The sequence below is a fragment of the Pseudomonas sp. 1L-C-7-B-C1 genome (assembly GCF_057291635.1).
This window is the reverse complement of sequence record NZ_JBXAWH010000004.1, coordinates 73403-94520: the sequence shown is the minus strand read 5'-3', so window position 1 is coordinate 94520 and position 21118 is coordinate 73403. Positions and strand designations below refer to the sequence as shown.

Sequence of the window (21118 nt, the reverse complement as noted above, 5' to 3'; positions counted from 1 at the left end):
GTCTACTTTGCCTCGACCGATACGGAGAACCCTCTTTGGACGACATTACCCACTTGGCAGCAACCTTGGGTCAGCAACTGTTGGCAGCGGGCGCGCAGGTCAGCACGGCCGAATCCTGCACCGGAGGCGGCATCGCCGAAGCCATTACCCGTATCCCCGGGAGTTCGGCCTGGTTCGAGGCCGGCTATGTCACCTACTCGAACCGGCAGAAGACCCGTCAACTGGCGGTGCCGGAAGCGCTGTTCGCCCAGGTCGGCGCGGTCAGTCGGGAAGTGGTCGAGGCCATGGCCAAGGGCGCGCAGGCCAACAGCGGTGCGCAGTTTTCGGTCGCGGTCAGCGGCGTGGCCGGACCGGACGGCGGCTCGGCGGAGAAACCCGTCGGCACGGTGTGGGTCTGCTGGGGCGTGGCGGAACGATTGATCGCCGAGTGCTTTCTATTTGCAGGTGACCGTGATGCGGTTCGCCGACAAACGGTGAGCGCCGCGCTAGAGGGGCTTGTCCGCCTCTCTCGCGGAGAAATACCAAATCAGGGGTAGGCGCGCGTCAGGCCCTGTGGAATAATACTGGCTACTTATACAGTTATATCGGCCGTCAAGGCCTAACCTATTACGAGAGGATTCAATGGACGACAACAAGAAGAAAGCCTTGGCTGCGGCCTTGGGTCAGATCGAGCGTCAATTCGGCAAAGGTGCCGTAATGCGCATGGGTGACCATGACCGCCAGGCTATTCCTGCCATCTCCACCGGTTCGCTGGGTCTCGATATCGCACTTGGTATCGGTGGCCTGCCAAAAGGCCGGATCGTTGAAATCTACGGCCCGGAATCTTCGGGTAAAACCACCCTCACTCTGTCCGTCATCGCAGAAGCCCAGAAAATGGGCGCCACCTGCGCATTCGTCGACGCCGAGCACGCGCTCGATCCAGAGTACGCCGGCAAGCTGGGCGTCAACGTCGATGACCTGCTGGTCTCCCAGCCAGACACCGGCGAGCAGGCCCTCGAAATCACCGACATGCTGGTGCGTTCGAACGCGATCGACGTCATCGTCGTCGACTCCGTTGCCGCCCTCGTTCCGAAGGCTGAAATCGAAGGCGAAATGGGCGACATGCACGTCGGCCTGCAAGCCCGACTGATGTCTCAGGCGCTGCGTAAGATCACCGGTAACATCAAGACTGCCAACTGCCTCGTTATCTTCATCAACCAGATCCGTATGAAGATCGGCGTGATGTTCGGCAGCCCGGAAACCACCACCGGTGGTAACGCCCTGAAGTTCTACGCGTCGGTCCGTCTGGACATCCGCCGTACAGGCGCGGTCAAGGAAGGCGACGAAGTCGTCGGTAGCGAAACCCGCGTCAAAGTCGTCAAGAACAAGGTGGCCCCGCCGTTCCGTCAGGCTGAGTTCCAGATTCTCTACGGCAAGGGCATCTACCGTAACGGCGAGATCATCGACCTCGGCGTGCTGCACGGTCTGCTGGAGAAATCCGGCGCCTGGTACAGCTACCAGGGCAGCAAGATCGGTCAGGGTAAAGCCAACTCCGCGAAGTTCCTGGCGGACAACCCGGAAATCGGCACCACCCTCGAACGGCAGATTCGCGAGAAGCTGCTGACGGCAGCGCCTGATGTGAAGGCCCAGTCGTCCCGCGTAGCGGCAGACGATGTGGCTGAAGTTGAAGCTGACGCGGATATCTGATCCCCGCCATGCCTGCTGTGCTTGATACCCCCGTCGCTGTCAGGCGGACTGCAATGGACCTGCTCGCGCGACGCGAGCACGGTCGTGTCGAGCTGACGCGCAAGTTGCGTCAGCGCGGCGCACCTCCCGAATTGATTGACGCAGCGCTCGACCGTCTGACGGAAGAGGGTCTGCTGTCTGAATCCCGATACCTCGAAAGCTTTGTTTCCTACCGTGCCCGTTCTGGCCACGGCCCTTTGCGTATCCGCGAGGAGCTGGGGCAACGCGGTTTGCCGCGCCCGGACATTGAGCAGGCGCTGCGCGAGTGCGGCGTGGACTGGTGGGAAAAACTGGAAGCGCTGTGGCAGCGCAAGTTCAGCGGCCAACTGCCCAGAGATGCCCGCGAACGTGGGCAGCAGATGCGGTTTCTGAGTTATCGCGGGTACCCACCGGAGCTCATCGGGCGTTTGTTGAGTGGCAAGGGCAACGACGACTGATGCGCGATGGGCTTGAAGGCGCGAAAGCACGCCCTCAAGCATTCAACATCACATCGATTTGACAGGCTCGGGCTCATGGGCCCGTTGGGAATGCGCAGGTCCTACCCAGTTCTCCTTAAGGTTTATGAAGTCCACCAGCTCGCGCAAGCGGCCGTGATTACGGCCGTTAAAGGCAAACGCCAGACGCGTGAGATGGCTGAACTGCGCATCGTCATATTCGTCTTGATGGCCGTATTGCTGGAAGTCGCCGCTTAACCGTAGATCGGCGAACCTGTCCTGCAGGGCGTTCAGCGCCTGTTCGCTCAACGCATGGTGCATGCGAATGACGAAGGTATTCTTCAACCAGCGGCTGGAGTGGAAGTTGCTGTAAAAACGGTTGATCTCGGCGACGGCCTCATCGGCGCTGTAGACCAGCTTCATCAGGTTCATGTCCGTGGGCAAAATGTATTTGTTCGCCTCCAGTTCGTTCTTGATGAAACTGAGCGCGCCTTCCCAGAACGTGCCTCCCGGTGCATCCAGCAGCACGATAGGAACCAGCGGGCTTTTGCCGGTCTGGATCAGCGTCAGCACTTCCAGCGCTTCGTCGAGGGTGCCAAACCCACCGGGGCAGAGCACCAGCGCATCGGCCTCTTTAACGAAAAACAGCTTACGCGTGAAGAAGAAGTGGAACGGCAGCAGATTGCCGGTGCCATCCACGGTCGCATTGGCGTGCTGCTCGAACGGCAGGGTGATGTTGAAGCCCAGGCTGTGATCCAGGCCTGCGCCTTCATGGGCCGCGGCCATGATCCCGCCACCGGCACCGGTGATGACCATCAGGTCGGAGGCGGCCAGTTGCTTGCCCAGTTCACGGGCCAGCGCATAAACAGGATGTTCCAGGGGGGTGCGCGCGGAGCCGAAAACCGTGACCTTGCGGCGGCCTTTGAAGCGTTCGAGCACCCGGAAGGCATTCTCCAGCTCGCGCAATGCTTGCAGGGTGATTTTGGCATTCCAGCGATTCAGGTCGTCCTGGGCCATGCGCAGGACGGTCAGAATCATGTCGCGGTAGAGCGGAAGGTTGGGGCTGTTCGGGGCGACCGAACCGAGGAGTTCTTCGACCTTTAGGGTGAGGTCGTTTCCGTTGCTCTGAAAGTGCTGAGACAACGCGTCACTGGGTACGTACGGCATTCACGCTTTCTCCTTCTGCAGAATCATTGACCGCCGCCAGGGGGCGGGATCGCGACGCTTCATGCGTCGGCGTGCGCAGCGCATCCTAAGGTAAGGGAGGCATCAGACCTGCGCGGCGCCCGATTCTGGACTAATCCGTGGTTGAAAAGAGAAAACAGTGATGGCAACCGGCGCCGCAGGCAACCCTTTCTTGCATGCAAGATGTGATGAGGCAGAGCGGGCACGGCCAGACGAAAATCAGGCATCAGGATCAGCGATCAAGCAGCGGGCGGGACGTGCTGAGTGGCGGGAATTTGAATGGCGTCTGTAGCGGGGAGGGGAGAGCAAGGCTGCGCGTTGAAAAGATCTCGAAACACGCAGCCCGTAAAGCCGGTTACATCACTTCTTGTGGGCAGGCGGTTTGGCAGCGCAGTCCGCCGCTTTGATTTCCTGAGTCGTGATGAGCTTGTTGGTTTTGTATTCGGTGAACTGGTAACGCAGGATCGCGCCCTTGGCCATAAGTTGACGGTAACCGGCGTTGCGGCACACGCTGCCGCCCAGCTGACCGCGGACATCGTCCGGGTGTTCACGCATTTGAGCGGCCTGGCCAGACTGCACACTCAGGTGATTGATCAGCATCTTGCCTTCAACGGTGTAGCCCTCGTCGAGGATGTCTTCGTTGATGGCGCGTGGCGTGCCGACACTGCTTTCCTTCGCGACTTTATCAAGCATCTGGCTCAGTTCGTAATCCTGCTTGGACGCCGCGTTGGCGCACAGTGGAGCGACGAGCAAAAGCGTGAGAGTGGGGGCGATGAGGCGCAGCATTGAATTCTCCTGGTGCATGGACGGGTGGGGCAGAGGCAGGCCGTTGGACCGGCGACATCCCGAGGCGTTCACTGCTGAGTGAGTGCTCTCAAGGCCGGCCAGTATAGGGGAGGAGCCTCGGCGGACACCAGAGAACACGGCGCGTCGGGCTGCGTCTGATAGAATGCCGCGACTTTTCGACCTGCCGGATGCCCCTCGTGTCACTGCCTTCCTACCCGTCAATGACCCAGACTGTTTTTCACACGAATTCGGTCGCACGTCTGAGAGATGAGCGGGAGGAGGAGAGTACGAAGCCTTACCTGGCCCGCGGATCACGTGCGCCAAGGTGCCATTACTGTCGCGTGATCGAAAGTCACTGCCTTTGCAGATGGCGTCCCAAGGTCGAGGCACAATCAGGGGTGTGCCTCATCATGACGAAAAAAGAGGTGTTTAAACCCAGCAACACGGGTTGGCTCATCGCAGACGTCATTCCTGATAACCACGCCTTCGTATGGTCACGCACCGAAACTGATGAAAAGCTGATTGCATTGCTCAATGATCCGCAATGGCAGCCCTATCTGGTTTTTCCGGGTGAGTACGTAGCGGCCGAGCGCGTCACTAACGCCGTGACGATCAACCCGAACAAGAGACCGCTGTTTGTGCTGATTGACGCGACCTGGACTGAAGCGAGGAAGATCTTCCGTAAAAGCGCTTACTTCGATTCGATCCCGATTTTAAGCCTGATTCCCGAGAAGCTTTCACGGTACAAGCTGAGACGCTCAACCCGCAGCGAACATCTCTGTACCGCTGAAGTGGCCGCACTGTGTTTCGATCTGGCCGGCGATACTGAGGCAGGCTCTGCGTTGAGTTGTTATTTCGATGTGTTCAGTCAGCACTATTTAGGGGCTAAAAACCAGTTACCCCTCGACTTGCTAAGCGACGCCCATCAAGAGCTGAAGGGTTACCTCGAGTAGTCATCATTTGTGCCGCCGCCCGCGAGCCGCATCAAAGCGGCTCGCAATAGAAGCTTTATCTCAGGCGAGGGTTTTCTTCGGCCACAACTGCGCCAGTAGCATCCCTGCCAGCATCAGTCCGCAACCGATATAACCGCGCAGTTGCAACGCCTCTCCAAGAATCCAGGCCCCGGCGATGGCGGCGAATACGGCCTCCAGCGAAAGGATGATGGCCGCGTGGGAGGCAATGGCGTGTTTCTGCGCGACCACTTGCAGCGTGTAACCCACGCCGACCGCGACGATGCCGCCGTAGAGCAAGGCAGGGCCCGCGTCGATGATTGCGTTGAGGGCGATCGGTTCGAAGAGCACTGCCAGCAGCAGACTCACCACCGAACAGGTGGCGAACTGAAGAAAGGCCAAACGGATCGGGTCGTGGCGGCTGGCGAACAGGCTGACCAACACCACGTGGCCGCCCCACACGAACGCGCCGACCAGCTGCAGCCAATCCCCCGAAGCGACATGAAAGTTATCGCCAATGCTCAGCAGGCACATGCCGACCACCGCCAGCAGGCAGCCCAGCCAGGTGCCCAGCCCGGTTTTATGACCAAGGAGCAAGCCCAGCAACGGAACTACAATCACGTACAGGCCGGTGATGAAGCCGGAGTTGGTCACGCTGGTAAACAGCAGGCCGACCTGTTGCAGGTTGATGCCCAGTGCCAGCGCCAGGCCCATGATGATGCCGGCGCGCAGCATGCCGCGATTGAGCAAGGGCTCCGGCACGCGCGCTGTTTTGGCGTTGCGCAGAATCAGCGGGATCAGGCAGAGGGAGCCGAGCGCGAAGCGCAGGCCCGAGAACAGGTACGGACCGATGTGATCCATCCCGGCGGTTTGAGCGACAAAGCCGGTGCCCCAGATCAATGCGGTCAGGAGCATGAGCAGGTCCGCTCGCAGGGCATGGTTTGGCATGATGGCACTCGTCAGGTCGGGGGCGCAGACTTTGCCGCAAAGCATCAGGCTTGACCACCCCGACTTCGCTGGGCATCCTTGGCGCCGCTCACGTACGGTCCCTGTGTCAAGATGTCGCGGGCTGCCTCATTGGGTGTTGAATCCGTCGGCGCTGAGTCATTTAAAGGATCATGAAATGCCATACGAAATCCTGATTGCCGACGACCATCCCCTGTTTCGCAGCGCCCTGCACCAGGCGCTGAGCCTTGGGCTCGGGCCGGACGCAAGGCTGGTCGAGGCCGAGAGCATCGCTGATCTGGAAGCGCGACTGACCGAGAAGTCCGACTGGGATCTGGTCCTGCTGGACCTGAACATGCCCGGCGCTTATGGCTTTTCGGGGCTGGTGTTGTTGCGCGGCCAGTACCCGCAAGTGCCGGTGGTGATGGTGTCTGCCCAGGAGGAGGCCGCGGTCGTGGTCAAGTCCCGTGAATTCGGCGCCAGCGGTTTCATCCCTAAATCCAGTTCCCTTGAAACCATTCAGAAAGCCGTACGAACGGTGCTGGATGGCGATGTCTGGTGGCCCCCGCAGGTTAATGAAAGCATCAGCGTATCCGCCGAAGCCAAAGCCGCCAGCGAAGGCCTCGCCAGCCTGACGCCCCAGCAGTTCCGTGTGTTGACGATGGTCTGCGAGGGGCTGCTGAACAAGCAGATCGCCTACGAGCTGAGCGTGTCGGAGGCGACGATCAAGGCCCACGTCACGGCGATCTTTCGCAAGCTCAATGTGCGCACCCGAACCCAGGCGGCCTTACTGCTGCAACAATTGGAATCCATTCCGCAGAGCTGATTCCCCGGAATCAGGCTCAGCCCCGGGCTTTGCGCGGCCGACCTTCACACTTTTTTGACCGTCGCCGCACTAGCCTCCACCGCTTTCATTCATCAGTAGTTTTCCTATGACGTCCCCATTCAAAGGCCAGACTGGCCTGAAACGCATTCTCAACGCCTCCGGCTATTCCCTCGACGGCTTGACCGCTGCATTCAAAGGCGAAGCCGCCTTCCGTCAACTGGTGCTGCTCAACGTCATATTGATCCCGCTTTCCTTCGTGTTTCACGTCAGCCGAGGCGAGCGCGCGATCCTGATCGCGGTGTGCCTGTTGGCGCTGATTGTCGAACTGCTGAACTCGGCGATCGAAGCCGCGATTGACCGAATCTCCCTCGACCGCCACCCGCTGTCGAAGAACGCCAAAGACATGGGCAGCGCCGCACAGTTTGTGGCGCTGAGCATGATCGCCGTGGTCTGGGGCCTGATTCTGTTGGGCTGACCTTCACTTTTATAGCCGGGCGGCGCCTCAGGCAATGCTCGGCAGGACGATTTCGTCGCTGCGGTTAACACCGGCGGTGAATGAGCGACAGAGGTCGAGAAACTCGCGGATAGCCGACGTCTGGTACTTCTGCTTGTGCCAGATGAAGTAGAACTGGCGCACCAGGTCCAGCTCCGGCGTTTCAACGGCCACGAGGCTGCCCCGGCGAAAGGCGTCCCGCAGGGCCAGACGCGAAATACAGCCGATCCCCAGCCCGGACTCAACGGCGCGCTTGATGGCCTCGGTGTGTTCCAGCTCCAGCCTCACGTTCAGGCTGTTCAGGTGATGACGCATGGCCTGATCGAAGGTCAGCCGCGTCCCCGAGCCCTGTTCGCGCAAGATCCACGCCTCGCGCGTTAATTCCTCCAGGGACGCCCGGCCTTTCTTGGCCAGCGGGTGCTGAGGGGCGCAGAACACCACCAGTTCATCTTCGACCCATGTCTGCACTTCGATGTCGGGGTGGCTGCAGTCGCCTTCGATCAAGCCCAGATCAATCTCGTAATGGGCGACCTGCTGAACGATGTTCGCCGTGTTTTGCACGTGCAGCTTCACCTGGCTTTCAGGGTGGCGCTGCATGAAGCTGCCGATCAGCAGGGTCGCCAGGTAGTTGCCGATGGTGAGCGTTGCACCGACCGCCAGCGAGCCGAAGCCGGACTTGCCGTTAAGCAGGTCTTCGATCTCCTTGGCCTGATCGAGCAGGGCAACGGCCTGAGGTAAGAGTTGCCGGCCGGTCGCGTTAAGGCTCAGTCGTTTACCGGCCCGGTCAAATAGCTGGCAGCTGGACTGGCGTTCCAGTTCAGTAATGGAAGTGCTCGCCGCCGATTGCGACAAGGACAACAGCACCGCGGCGCGGGAAACGCTTTCCTGCTGGGCGACGGCGACGAACACCTGGAGTTGACGAAGAGTAAATCGCATATCTATATAACCGATAACCCATATCTTGATAATTCAGTTAACAGATATTGTGTCTGCCACTAGAATGTCGCGCAATGGCGCATTGACTGGCGCACGTTATTTATCAGGAGCTCCCACGTACCATGAGCAACATGAATCACGAGCGTGTCCTCAGCGTTCATCACTGGAACGACACCCTCTTCAGTTTCAAGTGCACCCGTGATCCTGGCCTGCGCTTCGAGAACGGTCAGTTCGTCATGATCGGTCTGCAGCAGCCAAACGGGCGCCCGCTCATGCGTGCCTACTCCATTGCCAGCCCGAACTGGGAAGAGCATCTGGAGTTCTTCAGCATCAAGGTGCCGGACGGCCCGCTGACCTCGCAGCTGCAGCATCTGAAGGAAGGCGACGAGATCATCATCAGCAAGAAGCCTACGGGCACGCTGGTGCTGGATGACCTTAAGCCGGGCAAGCATCTTTACCTGCTCAGCACCGGTACCGGTCTGGCGCCGTTCATGAGCGTGATCCAGGACCCCGAAACCTACGAGCGTTTCGAGAAGGTCATCCTGTGCCACGGCGTGCGTTATGTGAACGAAGTGGCTTACCGCGAGTTCATCACCGAGCACTTGCCGCAGAACGAATTCTTCGGCGAGATGCTGCGCGACAAGCTGATCTATTACCCGACCGTGACCCGCGAGCCGTTCGAAAACGAAGGCCGCCTGACCGATCTGATGCGCAGCGGCAAGCTGTTCAGCGACATCGGTCTGCCACCGATCAACCCGCAGGACGACCGCGCCATGCTGTGCGGCAGCCCGAGCATGCTCGACGAAACCAGCGAAGTGCTCAACAGCTTCGGTCTGACCGTTTCGCCACGTATGCGCGAGCCGGGTGATTACCTGATCGAGCGCGCATTCGTCGAGAAGTAACCGCGCACAGATACGACCCAATCGCCGATGAATCATCCTTGCAGCACTGCGAGGGTGACGTCATCGGCGAATAGGTCAGTACAGGCACCCGCGTTTTTGGGGTCTGAAAAAAACCGCCTGGAGGTCACGGACCAGGCGGTTTTTTTGTGGGCGGGCGTAACGCGTTTATGAACCGACGGCAGGCACCACTTCCAGCACGCAAATGACGCCGGGCTGTGGATAGTGCCAGCGAACGTCCAGGTCCCAGAACTGCGCGCCGTAGCGTCGTTCCGGCGTGGGCGTCTGGTAGGCCGGTCGCGGGTCTTGAGCCAGGCACTGCTCGATCAGTTCGATCAGCGGTTCTTCGAGGCGCACCCCGTGTTCGCGGGCCTGCGCCAGCGCCGCATCCCCCCACTGCACCGGAATCAGCTCCGGCGCGGCGGCGGCCATGCCGTTGCGCGCATCAGCGATGACATCGGCGTAGGGCACGTAGGGTTTGACGTCCAGCACCGGCGTGCCGTCCAGCAGGTCGATGCCTGACAACCACAGGCGCCCGGCTTCGAACTTGTCCAGCTTGACCACCGACTGACCGATGCCGTTGGGCCGATGGGTCGCGCGCGTGGCGAACACGCCCATCGACTGATTGCCGCCCAAGCGAGGAGGGCGCACCTTGAGTCGCGGCTTGTCCTCCAGGGCCTGATGAAACAGAAACAGCAGCCAGACATGGCTGACCTGTTCCAGGCCCTGCACGGCGTCACCCTGATCGAAAGGCGCAACCAGCTCCAGCACGCCCCGGGCGGCAAGCGCCAGTTGCGGCTGCCGGGGAATGGCGAACTTCTCTTTGAAGCACGAGCGCATGAAGCCGATCGGCGAGACGCTATAGCCTTGGGTCATCGACGTAGCCGCAGCGCTTAGCCGCGTACGCGCAGAGTCAGGCCGCGCAGGAAGTTGCGCAGCAGCTGGTCGCCGCAGACGCGGTAGTTAGTGTGACCCGCCTTGCGGAACAGGGCGCTGAGTTCAGGCTTGGACACCGGGAACTCGGAGGCCTTGAGGATCGCGTGCATGTCGTCTTCTTTCAGCTCGAACGCCACACGCAGCTTCTTCAGGACGATGTTGTTGGTGATCGGCAGCTCGACAGGCAGTGGCGGACGGCTTTCGTCCTTGCCGCGCTTGAAGAACACCAGGCCGTCGAGAAAGTGCGCCATGACTTCGTCGCTGCACGGCACGAAGCCTTCTTCTTCGTCTTTCTTCATGTAGGCCGCGACATCGGCTTTGGTCGCGTCGAATCCGCCGAGCTTGATGATCTCGACCACTTTTGCGTCGTTGATATCAAGCATGTAACGGATGCTGCGCAGTACATCGTTGTTCATCATGGTGCGTGTATTTCCTGGAGATTCGCAGATGAGCGCACGCGAGACTGGATGCGGCGCTCACATAGGGGAGTCAGAATTTTTCTTTGTCGGTCATGTAGCGCCACTGGCCTTCAGGCACCTTGCCGATGGACACGCCGCCGATACGAATGCGCCGCACCGAAACAACCTTGAGACCCACCGCTTCGCACAGTTGGGCGATGACACCGGGCTGAGGGTTTTTCATGGCGAAGCGCAGGCGGTTTTCGTTCTGCCAACTGGCTTTGACCTTCGGCAGCTCCTTGCCCTTATAGGTCATGCCGTGGTTCAGGCGGTTGAGGCCGTGGGCAACCATGTCGCCCGAGATCTCGACGACGTATTCCTGCTCGATCTTGCTGCGGTCGTCGGTGAGTTTGCGCAGGATTTTCCAGTCCTGGCTGAAGACCATCAGGCCGCTGGCATTGGCTTGCAGCGTGGAAATCGCTTCCAGGCGCAGAAAGTGCCCTTTGAGGGGACGTCGGCCGACGCTGTGGTCCGCCGAAAGCGTACCTGGGGTGATCAACGCCAGGGCACTTTCGGGGGCCATGCCCGCCGGTGCGTTGAACAGAAGGGTGACGGATTCAGGTGTATCGGCTTTCGCTTCAGCGTTCAGCACCACGGTCTGGTTTTCGACCTTGAACTGCGGCTCGTCTACCACGACGCCGTCCACCGTGACCCAGCCGCCTTCGATGAACAGCTCGGCTTCGCGGCGAGAGCAGCCGACCAGCTCGATCAGGCGTTTGGAAAGGCGAATGGGATCAGTCATGAGAAAAGCCGTAACAAAATGGAAAGGCGCCTATTGTACCCGCGCATGCACCGTTAATCGCGGCCACATTGAAATTGGTGGATGAATAAGCCTCCACTCGATGGATTTTTCCGGGAGCGACGCAGGTCTGCTCTCTATTCCTACACTGTCTGGAGCGAATTCATGACCAAATGGCTACCCGCACTGCTGATGACTGTCAGCCTGCCGCTGCTCGCTGCGCAACCACCGTCTTACGGCCCACAGCTGGAAGGCTTTCAATATCCGTTCCCGGCGCAGAATTTCAGCTTTGAATCCCAGGGCGCGCCCGTGCAGATGGGTTACATGGACATCAAACCGACCGGTACCGCCAATGGTCGCAGCGTGGTGCTGCTGCACGGCAAGAACTTTTGCGGCGCCACGTGGGAAGGCACCATCAAGGCGTTGACGGGCGCGGGGTATCGGGTGGTCGCGCCGGATCAGATCGGCTTCTGTCGCTCCAGCAAACCGGCGGACTACAAATACTCCTTCGAACAGTTGGCGCAAAACACCAAAGCGCTGCTGACCCAACTGGGCATCGATCATGTCACGGTGGTCGGGCATTCAATGGGCGGCATGCTCGCGACTCGCTTTGCGCTGATGTACCCCGAGCAAGTGGATCAGTTGCTGCTGGTTAACCCCATCGGCCTGGAAGACTGGAAAGCCAAGGGCGTGCCGGATCGCAGCTTCGACGACTGGTACGCCCGGGAGTTGAAGACCAGTGCCGAGAGTATTCGCAAGTATCAGCAGTCGACCTACTACGCCAATGAATGGCGGCCCGAGTTCGATCATTGGGTCGACATGCAAGCCGGGATGTTCAGCGGCAAAGGCAAGGAAGAGGTGGCCCGGGCGTCTGCGCAGACCTACGGGATGATCTTCAATCAGCCGGTGTTCTACGACTTCGAGAAACTGAAGATGCCCACCGTGCTGCTAATCGGGCAGAAGGACAACACCGCCATTGCCAAGGACGCGGCGCCCGAGGCGCTACGCAAGACACTGGGTAATTACCCGGAGCTGGGCAAGGCTGCGGCCAAGCGCATTCCTCAGGCGACGCTGGTGGAGCTTGCGGGATTGGGCCATGCGCCGCAGATTCAGGACCCGCAGCAGTTCAACAAGGTACTGCTGGAAAGCCTGCAGCGTTGATGCGAATTCGCTTCACCTGACCTTCAGCCGCATCCGTAACATCGGATGCGGCCGACCGAGCCCATCGACCTCCGCCCGTCCCACCAACTCAAACCCCTGTCGTTCATAAAAGCCCAGCGCCTGGGCATTCTGTTCGTTCACGTCCAGCTCGGTGATGTGGAAATGCTCGATCGCATAGTCCAGCAGTTGCTTGCCCAGTCCCATGCCGCGGTGATCGGGGGCGATGAACAGCATTTCCAGCTTGCCGGGCGTGGTGCCGGCAAAGCCGGTGATGTGCAGGTGGGAGTCGCGGGTGCAGAACAGGTTCACGGCGCCCAGGTACTGGGTTTCCAGCAGGTGCCGGAGCAGCGTGATGTAGTTCTCGGCCAGAAAGTCATGGGTCGCGCGCACGGAGGCTTCCCAGACCCGGGTGAGTTCGGCGAAGTCGTGCTGCCTGGGCAGATAAATGACCGATGGGTGAGTCACGTTGCCGCTGCTCCCTGGGTAGTGATCCTGATGTGGGGACGATAGCCAGAAAAAACAAACCCCGCCGTTTTACGGGCGGGGCTGTTTGAGGCAGAACGGTGTTGGAGCCGGCGCTTGAGCGTTAGATCGGCTCAGCCCACAGGTCGTACTCATCGGCATCCACCACGCGGCACATGACCTTCTCGCCCGGTTTGAAATCACGGTCGCTTTCGACGAAGACGTTGCCGTCGATTTCCGGCGCATCGAAGAACGAACGGCCGACGAAGCCCTGCTCGTCCACTTCGTCGATCAGCACTTCGATTTCCTTGCCGATTTTCATCTGCAGGCGTGCGGCGCTGATGGCTTGCTGGTGCGCCATGAAGCGGTCCCAGCGATCCTGCTTGATGTCGTCCGGAACGATCGGCGCATCCAGCAGATTCGCCGGCGCACCTTCGACAGGGGAGTACTGAAAGCAGCCGACGCGATCAAGCTGGGCTTCAGTCAGCCAGTCCAGCAGGTACTGGAAGTCTTCTTCGGTCTCGCCCGGGAAGCCGACGATGAAGGTGGAACGGATAATCAGGTCCGGGCACTGCTCGCGCCAGTTCTTGATGCGCGCCAGGGTCTTGTCTTCGAAGGCCGGGCGTTTCATCAGCTTGAGGATCTTCGGGCTGGCGTGCTGGAACGGGATGTCCAGGTACGGCAGGATCTTGCCCGCCGCCATCAACGGAATGATCTCGTCGACGTGCGGGTACGGGTAAACGTAATGCAGGCGCACCCACACACCCAGCGAACTCAGTGCCTGGCACAGCTCGGTCATGCGCGTGCGGACCGGCTGGCCGTTCCAGAAACCGGTGCGGTACTTGATGTCGACGCCGTAGGCGCTGGTGTCCTGGGAGATCACCAGCAGCTCTTTCACGCCGGCTTTGACCAGACGCTGGGCTTCGTCGAGCACGTCGCCGATCGGGCGGCTGACCAGCTTGCCGCGCATGGACGGGATGATGCAGAAGCTGCAGCTGTGGTTGCAGCCTTCGGAAATCTTCAGGTACGCGTAATGACGCGGGGTCAGCTTGACCCCTTGCGGCGGCACCAGATCGATCAGCGGGTTGTGATCGAGCTTCGGCGGGGCGGCGTCGTGGACGGCATTGACCACTTGCTCGTATTGCTGCGGACCGGTGACGGCCAGCACGCTCGGATGGACATTGCGGATCACGCTTTCGTCCACGCCCATGCAGCCGGTGACGATCACTTTGCCGTTCTCGGCCAGCGCCTCGCCAATGGTATCGAGGGATTCAGCCTTGGCGCTGTCGATGAAACCGCAGGTGTTGACCACGACCACGTCAGCGTCCTGGTAGGTCGGAACGACCTGATAGCCTTCCATGCGCAGCTGGGTCAGGATGCGTTCGGAATCGACCAGGGCCTTCGGGCAACCGAGGCTGACAAAGCCGACCTTGGGGGCGGCAGACGTGGTGACGGTGGACATTGACTAACCTCGGCGTAGGATGCCCGGCATTTGGCCGAGCCACTGACTGGGCGCTTGGGGCGCCTCTGATCAAAAAGTGCGCAATTCTAGCGGCGCATCAAACGATTGACCAGTGTTATACAGAGAATTACGACGAGTGCTGCGCTATGCTTCGCGGCGCTACGCCCGGCACCCCAAGGGAGCCGGGCACATCAGAATTTACCGGTGCGGCGTGGGTCAATCCGACAACGCCGGATCGCGGTGCTCGAGTCATGGTTTCAGGAGTGGTAAATGGGTCACGCAACGAGTCAGGCAGAGGTCGGGCATTCTTCGGCGAAACCGTTGAGTCTGCTGGTGGGCGCGGTGGGTGTAGCCTATGGCGACATCGGTACCAGCCCGCTGTACACCATTAAAGAGGTATTCGTCGGCGGCTATGGCGTACAAGCCGGTCACGACGCCGTACTGGGCATTCTGTCGCTGATCTTCTGGTCACTGATCTGGGTGGTCTCCTTCAAATACATGGCCCTGGTGCTGCGCGCCGACAACGACGGCGAGGGCGGCATCATGGCGCTGACGGCGCTGGCGCGAAGGGCTTCAGCCAAATACCCGAAGCTGCAGGCAAGCATGATCGTCTTCGGCCTGTTCGGTGCGGCGCTGTTTTACGGCGACAGCATGATTACCCCGGCAATTTCGGTGCTGTCCGCGGTGGAGGGCATGGAGCTGGCCTTTGACGGACTGGAGCACTGGGTGGTGCCGATCGCGTTGGTCGTGCTGGTGGCGCTGTTTTTGATTCAGCGTCACGGCACTGCGCGGATCGGCGTGATGTTCGGCCCGATCATGGTGCTGTGGTTCGTGACCCTCGGGGTACTCGGCGTTCACGGCATCCTCCAGCAGCCGGAAGTGCTGCACGCGGTCAATCCGGTGTGGGCGGTTCGCTTCTTCATTGATCATCCCGGCATTGGCGTCTCGGTCCTGGGCGCTGTGGTGCTCGCACTGACCGGTGCCGAGGCGCTCTACGCGGACATGGGACACTTCGGTCGCAAGCCGATCTCCCGCGCGTGGTTCGCACTGGTCTTGCCGGCACTGGTGCTGAACTACTTCGGCCAGGGCGCCCTGGTGATTCAGGACCCTGAAGCGGTGCGCAACCCGTTCTATCTGCTGGCGCCAAGCTGGGCCTTGTTACCCTTGATCGCCCTCTCCACGCTGGCGACCATTATTGCTTCCCAGGCCGTGATTTCCGGGGCGTTCTCGATGACGCTGCAGGCAATTCAGCTCGGCTACATCCCGCGCATGTACATCCAGCACACGTCGAGCGACGCCCAAGGGCAGATCTACATCGGTGCGGTGAACTGGGCGCTGATGGTTGGGGTGATCCTGCTCGTGCTGGGCTTCGAGTCCTCCGGCGCTTTGGCCTCGGCCTACGGCGTGGCGGTGACCGGCACGATGCTCTGCACAACGATTCTGGTGGCGTCGGTCATGCTGCTGGCCTGGAAATGGCCGCCGCTGATCGCGGTGCCGATTTTGGTCGGATGCCTGTTCGTGGACGGTATGTTCTTCGCCGCCAACGTGCCAAAAGTTGTTCAGGGCGGGGCGTTTCCATTCCTGGCGGGGATCGCGCTGTTCATCCTGATGACCACCTGGAAGCGCGGCAAACAGCTGCTGGTGGAACGCATCGACGAAGGCGGTCTGCCGCTGCCGATCTTCATCAGCAGTATTCGCGTGCAGCCGCCCCATCGCGTTCAGGGCACGGCAGTGTTTCTCACGGCGCGTGCGGACGCCGTTCCCCATGCGCTGTTGCATAACCTGCTGCACAACCAGGTGCTGCATGAGCAGGTGGTGTTGCTGACTGTTGTGTACGAAGACACCCCGCGGGTGCCCGCTGCGCAGCGTTTCGAGGTCGAGGTGTTCGGAGAGGGCTTCTATCGGGTGATCCTGCATTTCGGTTTCATCGACGAGCCGGACGTGCCGGCGGCGCTGAGTCTGTGTCACTTGTCGGAACTGGATTTCAGTCCGATGCGCACGACCTACTTTCTCAGCCGCGAAACCGTGGTCTCCTCGAAACTCGTGGGCATGGCCCGCTGGCGCGAGGGTCTGTTCGCGTTCATGTTGAAGAACGCCAACGGCAATTTGCGTTTCTTCAAGCTGCCGTTCAACCGCGTGATCGAACTGGGTACGCAGGTGGAGATGTAAGCAACTCCAGCTTTTGTGGGACCGGCTTTAGCCGGGAAGGCGTTTAGTGCCGCGCTGCAGGATTGATGGTTTATGCACCGGCCTCTTCCCGGCTAAAGCCGGTCCTACGGGAAATGCGTGCATCCAATGGGATTGGCGCAACCGGCCATTGTAGGACCGGCTTTAGCCGGGAAGGCGTCAGGCGGTCCGACGCGGGATTGATGGTGTATGCACCGGCCTCTTCCCGGCTGAAGCCGGTCCCGCAAGGATGGCGCGTATTCCAGGTGGTACCCGGCTTGAGCAGACCCTGAAAACAAAAAATCCCCGCAATCGCAAGAGAGCGGGGATTTTTTATGGGTGGGGGATTACTCGGCGGCTGGCTCTTTGCCCTTCCACTTGTCGATCACCGCGCTTAGGCGCTTGGCCAGGGCAGGGTAGTCTTCGTCGAAGTGATGGCCGCCGGGCAGTTGCATCTTCTCGCCAGGCGCGGTGGCTTCGGTGCAGCCGCTTTCATCCTTCTCTTCGATGCCGTAGACGCACAGCACCTTGTCGCCGGGCAGCTTGGCCATTTCAGGCCCTGTCGCCGCTTCTTTACCGGCAGCGCCCAGCCAGCCTTCGACGGCAATCTCGAAGCTGCCGGTGCGGGCGAAGGCCAGCAGGATAATCCCGTCGACTCGCGCCTTGTCTTCTTCCGGCAGGCGGTTGTAGATCGCGGGCAGTACGTCGGCACCGAAGGAATAGCCCGCCAGCACAAAGTGCTTGGCGCCCCATTTCTGGCGGTAATGGGCCATCAGCTCGCTCAGATCAGCGGCTGTTTGCTCAGGCGATTTGTGCTCCCAGTAGTAACGCAGGGTGTCGATGCCGACGACCGGGTAGCCGCCCATTTTCGCCATGTCGCCCGCCACGTCCTTGTCCAGGTCGCGCCAGCCACCGTCGCCGGAGAGGAACAGCGTCACCGTGTCAGAGGGCTGCGAAGACGGCACCTCAACCACAGGTATGTTCAGGCCGCCGTTGTCGTCACCCCCAATCAGGCGACGGCGCACTTCGTTGTTCAGCACCTGCGGGTACTTGATGTCGTAGTCGCTGATGCTCGTTTCGGTGTTGGGTGCGTCCCGTACCAGCGTGGCGCTCTCGTCGTCGGGGCCATCGTTCCAGGCGACCGTCCATTTGCCGTGGGCGGCGGCTTTCGGCACAGGATCGGTACAGCCCGGCTGATCGCGGACGAAGCCGACCGAGATGGCCCGCGCGTTGTCGTTGTCCTGACCGGCCAGCCAGCGCCAGGCCAGGGAAGCGCCTGATCCGACCCCGGCGACCAGATCCGGAGCGCCGTCGAGCTGTTGCAGCGCGGCATTGAAGGTCTTTGCCTGAAGCTGGCAGTCGTCCTTCGGCAGCGTCACTTGAATGACTCGGGCCGAAGCGTCGTAGCTCAAGGCGAGCAGTTGTTTCTCGGTCAGCGATTCTTCGGTGGTAACGGCCAGCGCCACCTGGGTTTTCACCTTGGTCGAGGGCACTACGCGGATCAGTGCAGAGCCGTCATCCAGCGTGATGTGTTCCAGAGTAGGTTGCGCGGCGGGGCGGTTCCACAGCCAGAAACCCAATGCCACCACCAGAATTACCAGGGCTGCGAGCAAAAAGCGCCAGTAGCGTTGAATCATCAGCGTTTCACCAATCCAGTCAGGCCGCCCGCGATCAGGGCGGCGGTATCTGCCAGTGCCACCAGCGGATCAAGTCCTGCGGGCACGGCCATATAACGAGGTTCCCAGTCAGGCTGGAATTTGTCTTTGAAACGGCGCAGGCCCTGGAAGTTGTAGAGCTGCTCACCGCGACTGAACACCATCGAACCCAAACGCTGGGTCAGGGGTGCGCCCCGTCGTGGTTGCAACCCGGACAACGGCACCATGCCGAGGCTGAAGCGGGCGTAACCTTCTTTTTTGTAATGCAGGATCAGCCCGACCATCATGAATTCCATGGTCAGCTTTGGCGCTTCCGGGTGCGAGCGCATGAGGTCCAGGCTCGCCAGGTCATTGCGCGAGGTCTCCAGCAGATTGGAGAACGCGACCGGTTTGCCCTGAAAGTGGACGATGGCGATGCGGAAATGCTTGAGGTAATCCAGGCTGAAGCGGCCCAGTGAGAAGCCTTTCTCGCGCACGTTCTTGCCCAACAGCCACGCATCGGAAATCACTTTCAGCTCTTCCATGGGCGCCTGGCCCACTTCGTAGATTTCCAGCGAAAGGCCGTCGCGCCCACCCCGATTCCAGGTGTAGCGCAGGTCTTTCATTTCCTTGCCCTTGGCTTCGATGTCGAACTTGAGCAGATCGACCCTGGCTTCTTCGCCCAGCTTGATCGCGGTCAGGCCGATGTCCATATAGAACGGCAGGTTCTCGGCACGCACCTGATAGAACACGGGGCGGGCATGGTGAACGTCGCACAGATCGCGGAACTGCCAGATCAGCTCGGCCCGTTGCTGGGTCGGGCCGATCGGATCGTACAGCGCAACAAGACTGCGGCCGCGATGGGCGTACATCAGAAAAGCGTTGCCGTCCGGGTGCATCAGCACGGCTTTGTCGCCGGTTAGCACCAGGCCGCCGTCGGGCTGGCTGGACGCTTTGATGATCTCCGCCGCTTTGGCCAGTTGCGCTTCGTCCGGCAGGTTGATCACAGGGCGTGCGGTGCGCAGCAGCCAGGTCAGCGAGACGATCAGCAGCAACACCGCGCTGCCCAGCGCCGAACGCAGGCCGCGAGGTGCGTCTGCGTCCAGCGTGAACTGCCACCACAACTGATGGCTGTACGGCACGTCCTGATAGGCGAACAGCAGCAGCCAGATCGAAGCGCCCAGTACGCAGACACTGGCGACCAGATACAGCGGCGAAAACGGCAATTCCAGCAAGCGGCTCGGCCGGTAGAACGAGCGACGGAAGATCGCCAGCAGGCACGCGGTCAGCAGCAGCAGGCTCGCTTCCTCCCAGTCGAAACCCTTGAGGATCGACAGAATGGAGCCCACAAACAACAGGATGGTGGTCAGCATCCACGCCGCCGAAAGACGACGACGCAGACCCTGTGCGAGCAACAGGCAGAGCACGCCAATCAGGCTGGCGCCGAAGTGCGAAGCGTCGATCAGTCGATGGGGAATGAGAAATCCGAGGCTCTCCAGACGGGTGTCGATCTCGGGCGTCGAGCCGGAAAACAGCAATACCACGCCAGAGAGAAACACCAGCAGCGCCAGAATCGGGGCGCCAAGCCCGGAAGCAACGCGCATGGCCTGTTGCGCGAACAACAGTCGCTTGGCCTCACTGTAAAGCAGAACCAGACAGGCGATGAGCAGCGGCATCACCACATAGATCAGCCGGTACAGCAGGAGTGCGGCGGCCAACGGTGCGGCGCCCAGCTCGTCGGCAAAGGCGGCGAGCAGAATGGCCTCAAAGACGCCGACGCCACCGGGCACGTGGCTGAGAACGCCGGCGGCCAGGGCCAGCAGGTATACCAGCAGGAACGCGCCGAAGGGCGGGGCAGAGGGCAGCAACAGATAAAGGACGGCGGCAGCGGCGGCGACGTCCAGCGCGGTGATCACCAGTTGCATCAGGGTCAGCCGTACGCCCGGCAGACGCAGGGTGCGGCGTCCGGCGCGGACCAGCAAATTATGCGGGATTGTCTGTTCCGGCAAGCGTCGGCGATAGATCGCGTAACCCAGGATCACGCTGATCGCCAGCACCGCAACCGCTGCGGTTGCCAATACCGGCACCGACACATGCAGCGCCAGCGAAGCGGAGGGCAGGTCACTCAAGGTGGCGAGTGCAGCCAGTGGAGGAAGTGCGCAACCCAATGACAGGCTGGCAAAGAGCGTCATGTGGGCAACTTCGCCCGCACCCAGTCCCAATCGCGAGTAGAGGCGGTAACGAACCGAGCCGCCGGACAGCATCGACAGGCCTACCGCGTTACCGATGGCGAACGCGCAAAACCCGCCCATGATCAGCGACTTGGGCGGCAGATCGACATTGGCGTAGCGACTGGCGGACCACTCGTAGCCCAGCAGAATCACGAAACCGATGGCTGTCGCGAGCACCGCGCCAGCCAGAGAAGGCACAGGCACACTGAGCAGCGAGTCCTGAAGCGCGTAGATGTCCAGCTCGGTCAGCATGTGCCGGCAGGCGATCAGGGCAACGGCAAACAGAAGGATCGTGACGCCCAAGCCGATGGGTTGACGATACTTGCTCACCAGTTCGCGTAGACGCAGTCGTTTTGGGGGAGTCGGAGGAGTCTCCGTCACTGCTTCATTTGTGTCGGACGGGTTGGCGCGCATCAATCACTCCTTGGATCGTGCGCGACAGGATGGAGGTATACAGCCAAGTTACCAATCCCTACGCAAAAAATAATTCAGGATGTTAGCGCTTCAACGTCTAACGGGCGAATACCACGGATACGTATCGGTGGCCGTTCAGTCTAGGTTCAGTCGCTGGCCAGCGTATCGGCAGGGGAGATCAAAACTATCGCCCGGCAACATACAGTAACAAGACCTCTCGGATGAACGCACCCCGGTAGTGGGGATGTGACAAGGATTCCGGCTCGCTGTTCGTGA

20 protein-coding genes are annotated in these 21118 nt (G+C 60.7%); 9 read left to right on the top strand and 11 right to left on the bottom strand.

All coding sequences use genetic code 11. The features are described from left to right. Positions 1-35: 35 nt before the first annotated feature. From AC0Z8Z_RS07955 to recX, 3 genes are all read left to right on the top strand, one after another. Entirely contained in the window at positions 36-536 is a 501-nt protein-coding gene (locus tag AC0Z8Z_RS07955) for a CinA family protein (RefSeq protein ID WP_122622977.1), read from the top strand. Between the two features lie 85 nt (positions 537-621). Then, positions 622-1686, top strand: a complete 1065-nt coding sequence (recA, locus tag AC0Z8Z_RS07950) for a recombinase RecA (RefSeq protein WP_065989790.1) — start codon at positions 622-624, stop codon at positions 1684-1686. An 8-nt stretch (positions 1687-1694) separates the two neighbouring features. Next, a complete protein-coding gene (gene recX / locus AC0Z8Z_RS07945) occupies positions 1695-2162 on the top strand; it encodes a recombination regulator RecX (RefSeq protein ID WP_122537389.1) in 468 nt (155 codons plus the stop codon). 48 nt (positions 2163-2210) lie between these two features. Here the strand turns inward: recX and AC0Z8Z_RS07940 are convergent, their stop codons facing one another. Next, a complete protein-coding gene (locus tag AC0Z8Z_RS07940) occupies positions 2211-3326 on the bottom strand; it encodes an LOG family protein (protein ID WP_485618750.1) in 1116 nt (371 codons plus the stop codon). Between the two features lie 378 nt (positions 3327-3704). Further along, positions 3705-4130: a quorum-sensing-regulated virulence factor family protein gene (locus AC0Z8Z_RS07935; RefSeq protein WP_172610999.1), complete on the bottom strand. Its 426-nt coding sequence runs from the start codon at positions 4128-4130 to the stop codon at positions 3705-3707. Between the two features lie 221 nt (positions 4131-4351). Here AC0Z8Z_RS07935 and AC0Z8Z_RS07930 point away from each other — a divergent pair, with 221 nt between their 5' ends. After that, positions 4352-5083: a tRNA-uridine aminocarboxypropyltransferase gene (locus AC0Z8Z_RS07930; RefSeq protein WP_485618897.1), complete on the top strand. Its 732-nt coding sequence runs from the start codon at positions 4352-4354 to the stop codon at positions 5081-5083. Positions 5084-5143: 60 nt separating this feature from the next. Here the strand turns inward: AC0Z8Z_RS07930 and AC0Z8Z_RS07925 are convergent, their stop codons facing one another. Next, positions 5144-6028 (bottom strand): DMT family transporter, encoded by an 885-nt coding sequence (locus tag AC0Z8Z_RS07925; protein ID WP_485618749.1) that lies wholly within the window; start codon positions 6026-6028, stop codon positions 5144-5146. Between the two features lie 175 nt (positions 6029-6203). Here AC0Z8Z_RS07925 and erdR point away from each other — a divergent pair, with 175 nt between their 5' ends. Together erdR and AC0Z8Z_RS07915 are read left to right on the top strand one after the other, a co-directional pair. Then, positions 6204-6851: a response regulator transcription factor ErdR gene (gene erdR / locus AC0Z8Z_RS07920; protein ID WP_122537393.1), complete on the top strand. Its 648-nt coding sequence runs from the start codon at positions 6204-6206 to the stop codon at positions 6849-6851. A gap of 106 nt (positions 6852-6957) precedes the next feature. Beyond that, a complete protein-coding gene (locus tag AC0Z8Z_RS07915) occupies positions 6958-7326 on the top strand; it encodes a diacylglycerol kinase (protein WP_172611002.1) in 369 nt (122 codons plus the stop codon). Positions 7327-7353: 27 nt separating this feature from the next. Here the strand turns inward: AC0Z8Z_RS07915 and AC0Z8Z_RS07910 are convergent, their stop codons facing one another. Beyond that, the gene (locus AC0Z8Z_RS07910) at positions 7354-8280 is read right to left on the bottom strand and encodes a LysR family transcriptional regulator (RefSeq protein ID WP_065989779.1); all 927 of its coding nucleotides are present in this window, start codon (positions 8278-8280) and stop codon (positions 7354-7356) included. A 122-nt stretch (positions 8281-8402) separates the two neighbouring features. Between AC0Z8Z_RS07910 and fpr the strand changes: the two genes are divergently transcribed. Further along, positions 8403-9182 (top strand): ferredoxin-NADP reductase, encoded by a 780-nt coding sequence (gene fpr, locus AC0Z8Z_RS07905; protein ID WP_065989778.1) that lies wholly within the window; start codon positions 8403-8405, stop codon positions 9180-9182. A 165-nt stretch (positions 9183-9347) separates the two neighbouring features. Here fpr and tsaA read toward each other — a convergent pair whose 3' ends face one another. From tsaA to AC0Z8Z_RS07890, 3 genes are all read right to left on the bottom strand, one after another. Then, positions 9348-10055, bottom strand: coding sequence for a tRNA (N6-threonylcarbamoyladenosine(37)-N6)-methyltransferase TrmO (tsaA, locus tag AC0Z8Z_RS07900; protein WP_485618748.1), 708 nt, complete (start codon positions 10053-10055; stop codon positions 9348-9350). A gap of 17 nt (positions 10056-10072) precedes the next feature. After that, complete coding sequence (locus AC0Z8Z_RS07895) at positions 10073-10534, bottom strand: YehS family protein (protein WP_172611003.1); 462 nt, start codon at positions 10532-10534, stop codon at positions 10073-10075. 70 nt (positions 10535-10604) lie between these two features. Beyond that, on the bottom strand, positions 10605-11315 hold the full coding sequence (locus tag AC0Z8Z_RS07890) for an rRNA pseudouridine synthase (protein WP_485618747.1): 711 nt from the start codon (positions 11313-11315) through the stop codon (positions 10605-10607). A 162-nt stretch (positions 11316-11477) separates the two neighbouring features. On the opposite strand from AC0Z8Z_RS07890, the gene AC0Z8Z_RS07885 reads away from it, so the two are divergent. Continuing rightward, on the top strand, positions 11478-12473 hold the full coding sequence (locus tag AC0Z8Z_RS07885; protein ID WP_485618746.1) for an alpha/beta fold hydrolase: 996 nt from the start codon (positions 11478-11480) through the stop codon (positions 12471-12473). 12 nt (positions 12474-12485) lie between these two features. On the opposite strand, the gene AC0Z8Z_RS07880 is transcribed toward AC0Z8Z_RS07885, so the two are convergent. Then, entirely contained in the window at positions 12486-12938 is a 453-nt protein-coding gene (locus AC0Z8Z_RS07880; protein WP_485618745.1) for a GNAT family N-acetyltransferase, read from the bottom strand. Positions 12939-13059: 121 nt separating this feature from the next. Next, the gene (rimO, locus tag AC0Z8Z_RS07875; RefSeq protein WP_485618744.1) at positions 13060-14397 is read right to left on the bottom strand and encodes a 30S ribosomal protein S12 methylthiotransferase RimO; all 1338 of its coding nucleotides are present in this window, start codon (positions 14395-14397) and stop codon (positions 13060-13062) included. A 270-nt stretch (positions 14398-14667) separates the two neighbouring features. Here rimO and AC0Z8Z_RS07870 point away from each other — a divergent pair, with 270 nt between their 5' ends. Then, positions 14668-16566, top strand: coding sequence for a potassium transporter Kup (locus tag AC0Z8Z_RS07870; protein ID WP_122537400.1), 1899 nt, complete (start codon positions 14668-14670; stop codon positions 16564-16566). 344 nt (positions 16567-16910) lie between these two features. Here the strand turns inward: AC0Z8Z_RS07870 and AC0Z8Z_RS07865 are convergent, their stop codons facing one another. Both AC0Z8Z_RS07865 and mprF read right to left on the bottom strand, forming a co-directional pair. Further along, on the bottom strand, positions 16911-18200 hold the full coding sequence (locus AC0Z8Z_RS07865) for a virulence factor family protein (protein WP_485618743.1): 1290 nt from the start codon (positions 18198-18200) through the stop codon (positions 16911-16913). Then, the gene (gene mprF / locus AC0Z8Z_RS07860) at positions 18200-20842 is read right to left on the bottom strand and encodes a bifunctional lysylphosphatidylglycerol flippase/synthetase MprF (RefSeq protein WP_485618742.1); all 2643 of its coding nucleotides are present in this window, start codon (positions 20840-20842) and stop codon (positions 18200-18202) included. Before mprF ends, AC0Z8Z_RS07865 begins: the two co-directional genes overlap by 1 nt. Positions 20843-21118: the final 276 nt, after the last annotated feature.

Excerpts from the sequence above, each read along its gene's own strand:
- recA (WP_065989790.1), top strand. The coding sequence starts at position 622 with ATGGACGACAACAAGAAGAAAGCCTTGGCTGCGGCCTTGGGTCAGATC.
- recX (WP_122537389.1), top strand. The coding sequence starts at position 1,695 with ATGCCTGCTGTGCTTGATACCCCCGTCGCTGTCAGGCGGACTGCAATG.
- AC0Z8Z_RS07940 (WP_485618750.1), bottom strand. The coding sequence starts at position 3,326 with ATGCCGTACGTACCCAGTGACGCGTTGTCTCAGCACTTTCAGAGCAAC.
- AC0Z8Z_RS07935 (WP_172610999.1), bottom strand. The coding sequence starts at position 4,130 with ATGCTGCGCCTCATCGCCCCCACTCTCACGCTTTTGCTCGTCGCTCCA.
- AC0Z8Z_RS07930 (WP_485618897.1), top strand. The coding sequence starts at position 4,352 with ATGACCCAGACTGTTTTTCACACGAATTCGGTCGCACGTCTGAGAGAT.
- AC0Z8Z_RS07925 (WP_485618749.1), bottom strand. The coding sequence starts at position 6,028 with ATGCCAAACCATGCCCTGCGAGCGGACCTGCTCATGCTCCTGACCGCA.
- erdR (WP_122537393.1), top strand. The coding sequence starts at position 6,204 with ATGCCATACGAAATCCTGATTGCCGACGACCATCCCCTGTTTCGCAGC.
- AC0Z8Z_RS07915 (WP_172611002.1), top strand. The coding sequence starts at position 6,958 with ATGACGTCCCCATTCAAAGGCCAGACTGGCCTGAAACGCATTCTCAAC.
- AC0Z8Z_RS07910 (WP_065989779.1), bottom strand. The coding sequence starts at position 8,280 with ATGCGATTTACTCTTCGTCAACTCCAGGTGTTCGTCGCCGTCGCCCAG.
- fpr (WP_065989778.1), top strand. The coding sequence starts at position 8,403 with ATGAGCAACATGAATCACGAGCGTGTCCTCAGCGTTCATCACTGGAAC.
- tsaA (WP_485618748.1), bottom strand. The coding sequence starts at position 10,055 with ATGACCCAAGGCTATAGCGTCTCGCCGATCGGCTTCATGCGCTCGTGC.
- AC0Z8Z_RS07895 (WP_172611003.1), bottom strand. The coding sequence starts at position 10,534 with ATGATGAACAACGATGTACTGCGCAGCATCCGTTACATGCTTGATATC.
- AC0Z8Z_RS07890 (WP_485618747.1), bottom strand. The coding sequence starts at position 11,315 with ATGACTGATCCCATTCGCCTTTCCAAACGCCTGATCGAGCTGGTCGGC.
- AC0Z8Z_RS07885 (WP_485618746.1), top strand. The coding sequence starts at position 11,478 with ATGACCAAATGGCTACCCGCACTGCTGATGACTGTCAGCCTGCCGCTG.
- rimO (WP_485618744.1), bottom strand. The coding sequence starts at position 14,397 with ATGTCCACCGTCACCACGTCTGCCGCCCCCAAGGTCGGCTTTGTCAGC.
- AC0Z8Z_RS07870 (WP_122537400.1), top strand. The coding sequence starts at position 14,668 with ATGGGTCACGCAACGAGTCAGGCAGAGGTCGGGCATTCTTCGGCGAAA.
- AC0Z8Z_RS07865 (WP_485618743.1), bottom strand. The coding sequence starts at position 18,200 with ATGATTCAACGCTACTGGCGCTTTTTGCTCGCAGCCCTGGTAATTCTG.
- mprF (WP_485618742.1), bottom strand. The coding sequence starts at position 20,842 with ATGCGCGCCAACCCGTCCGACACAAATGAAGCAGTGACGGAGACTCCT.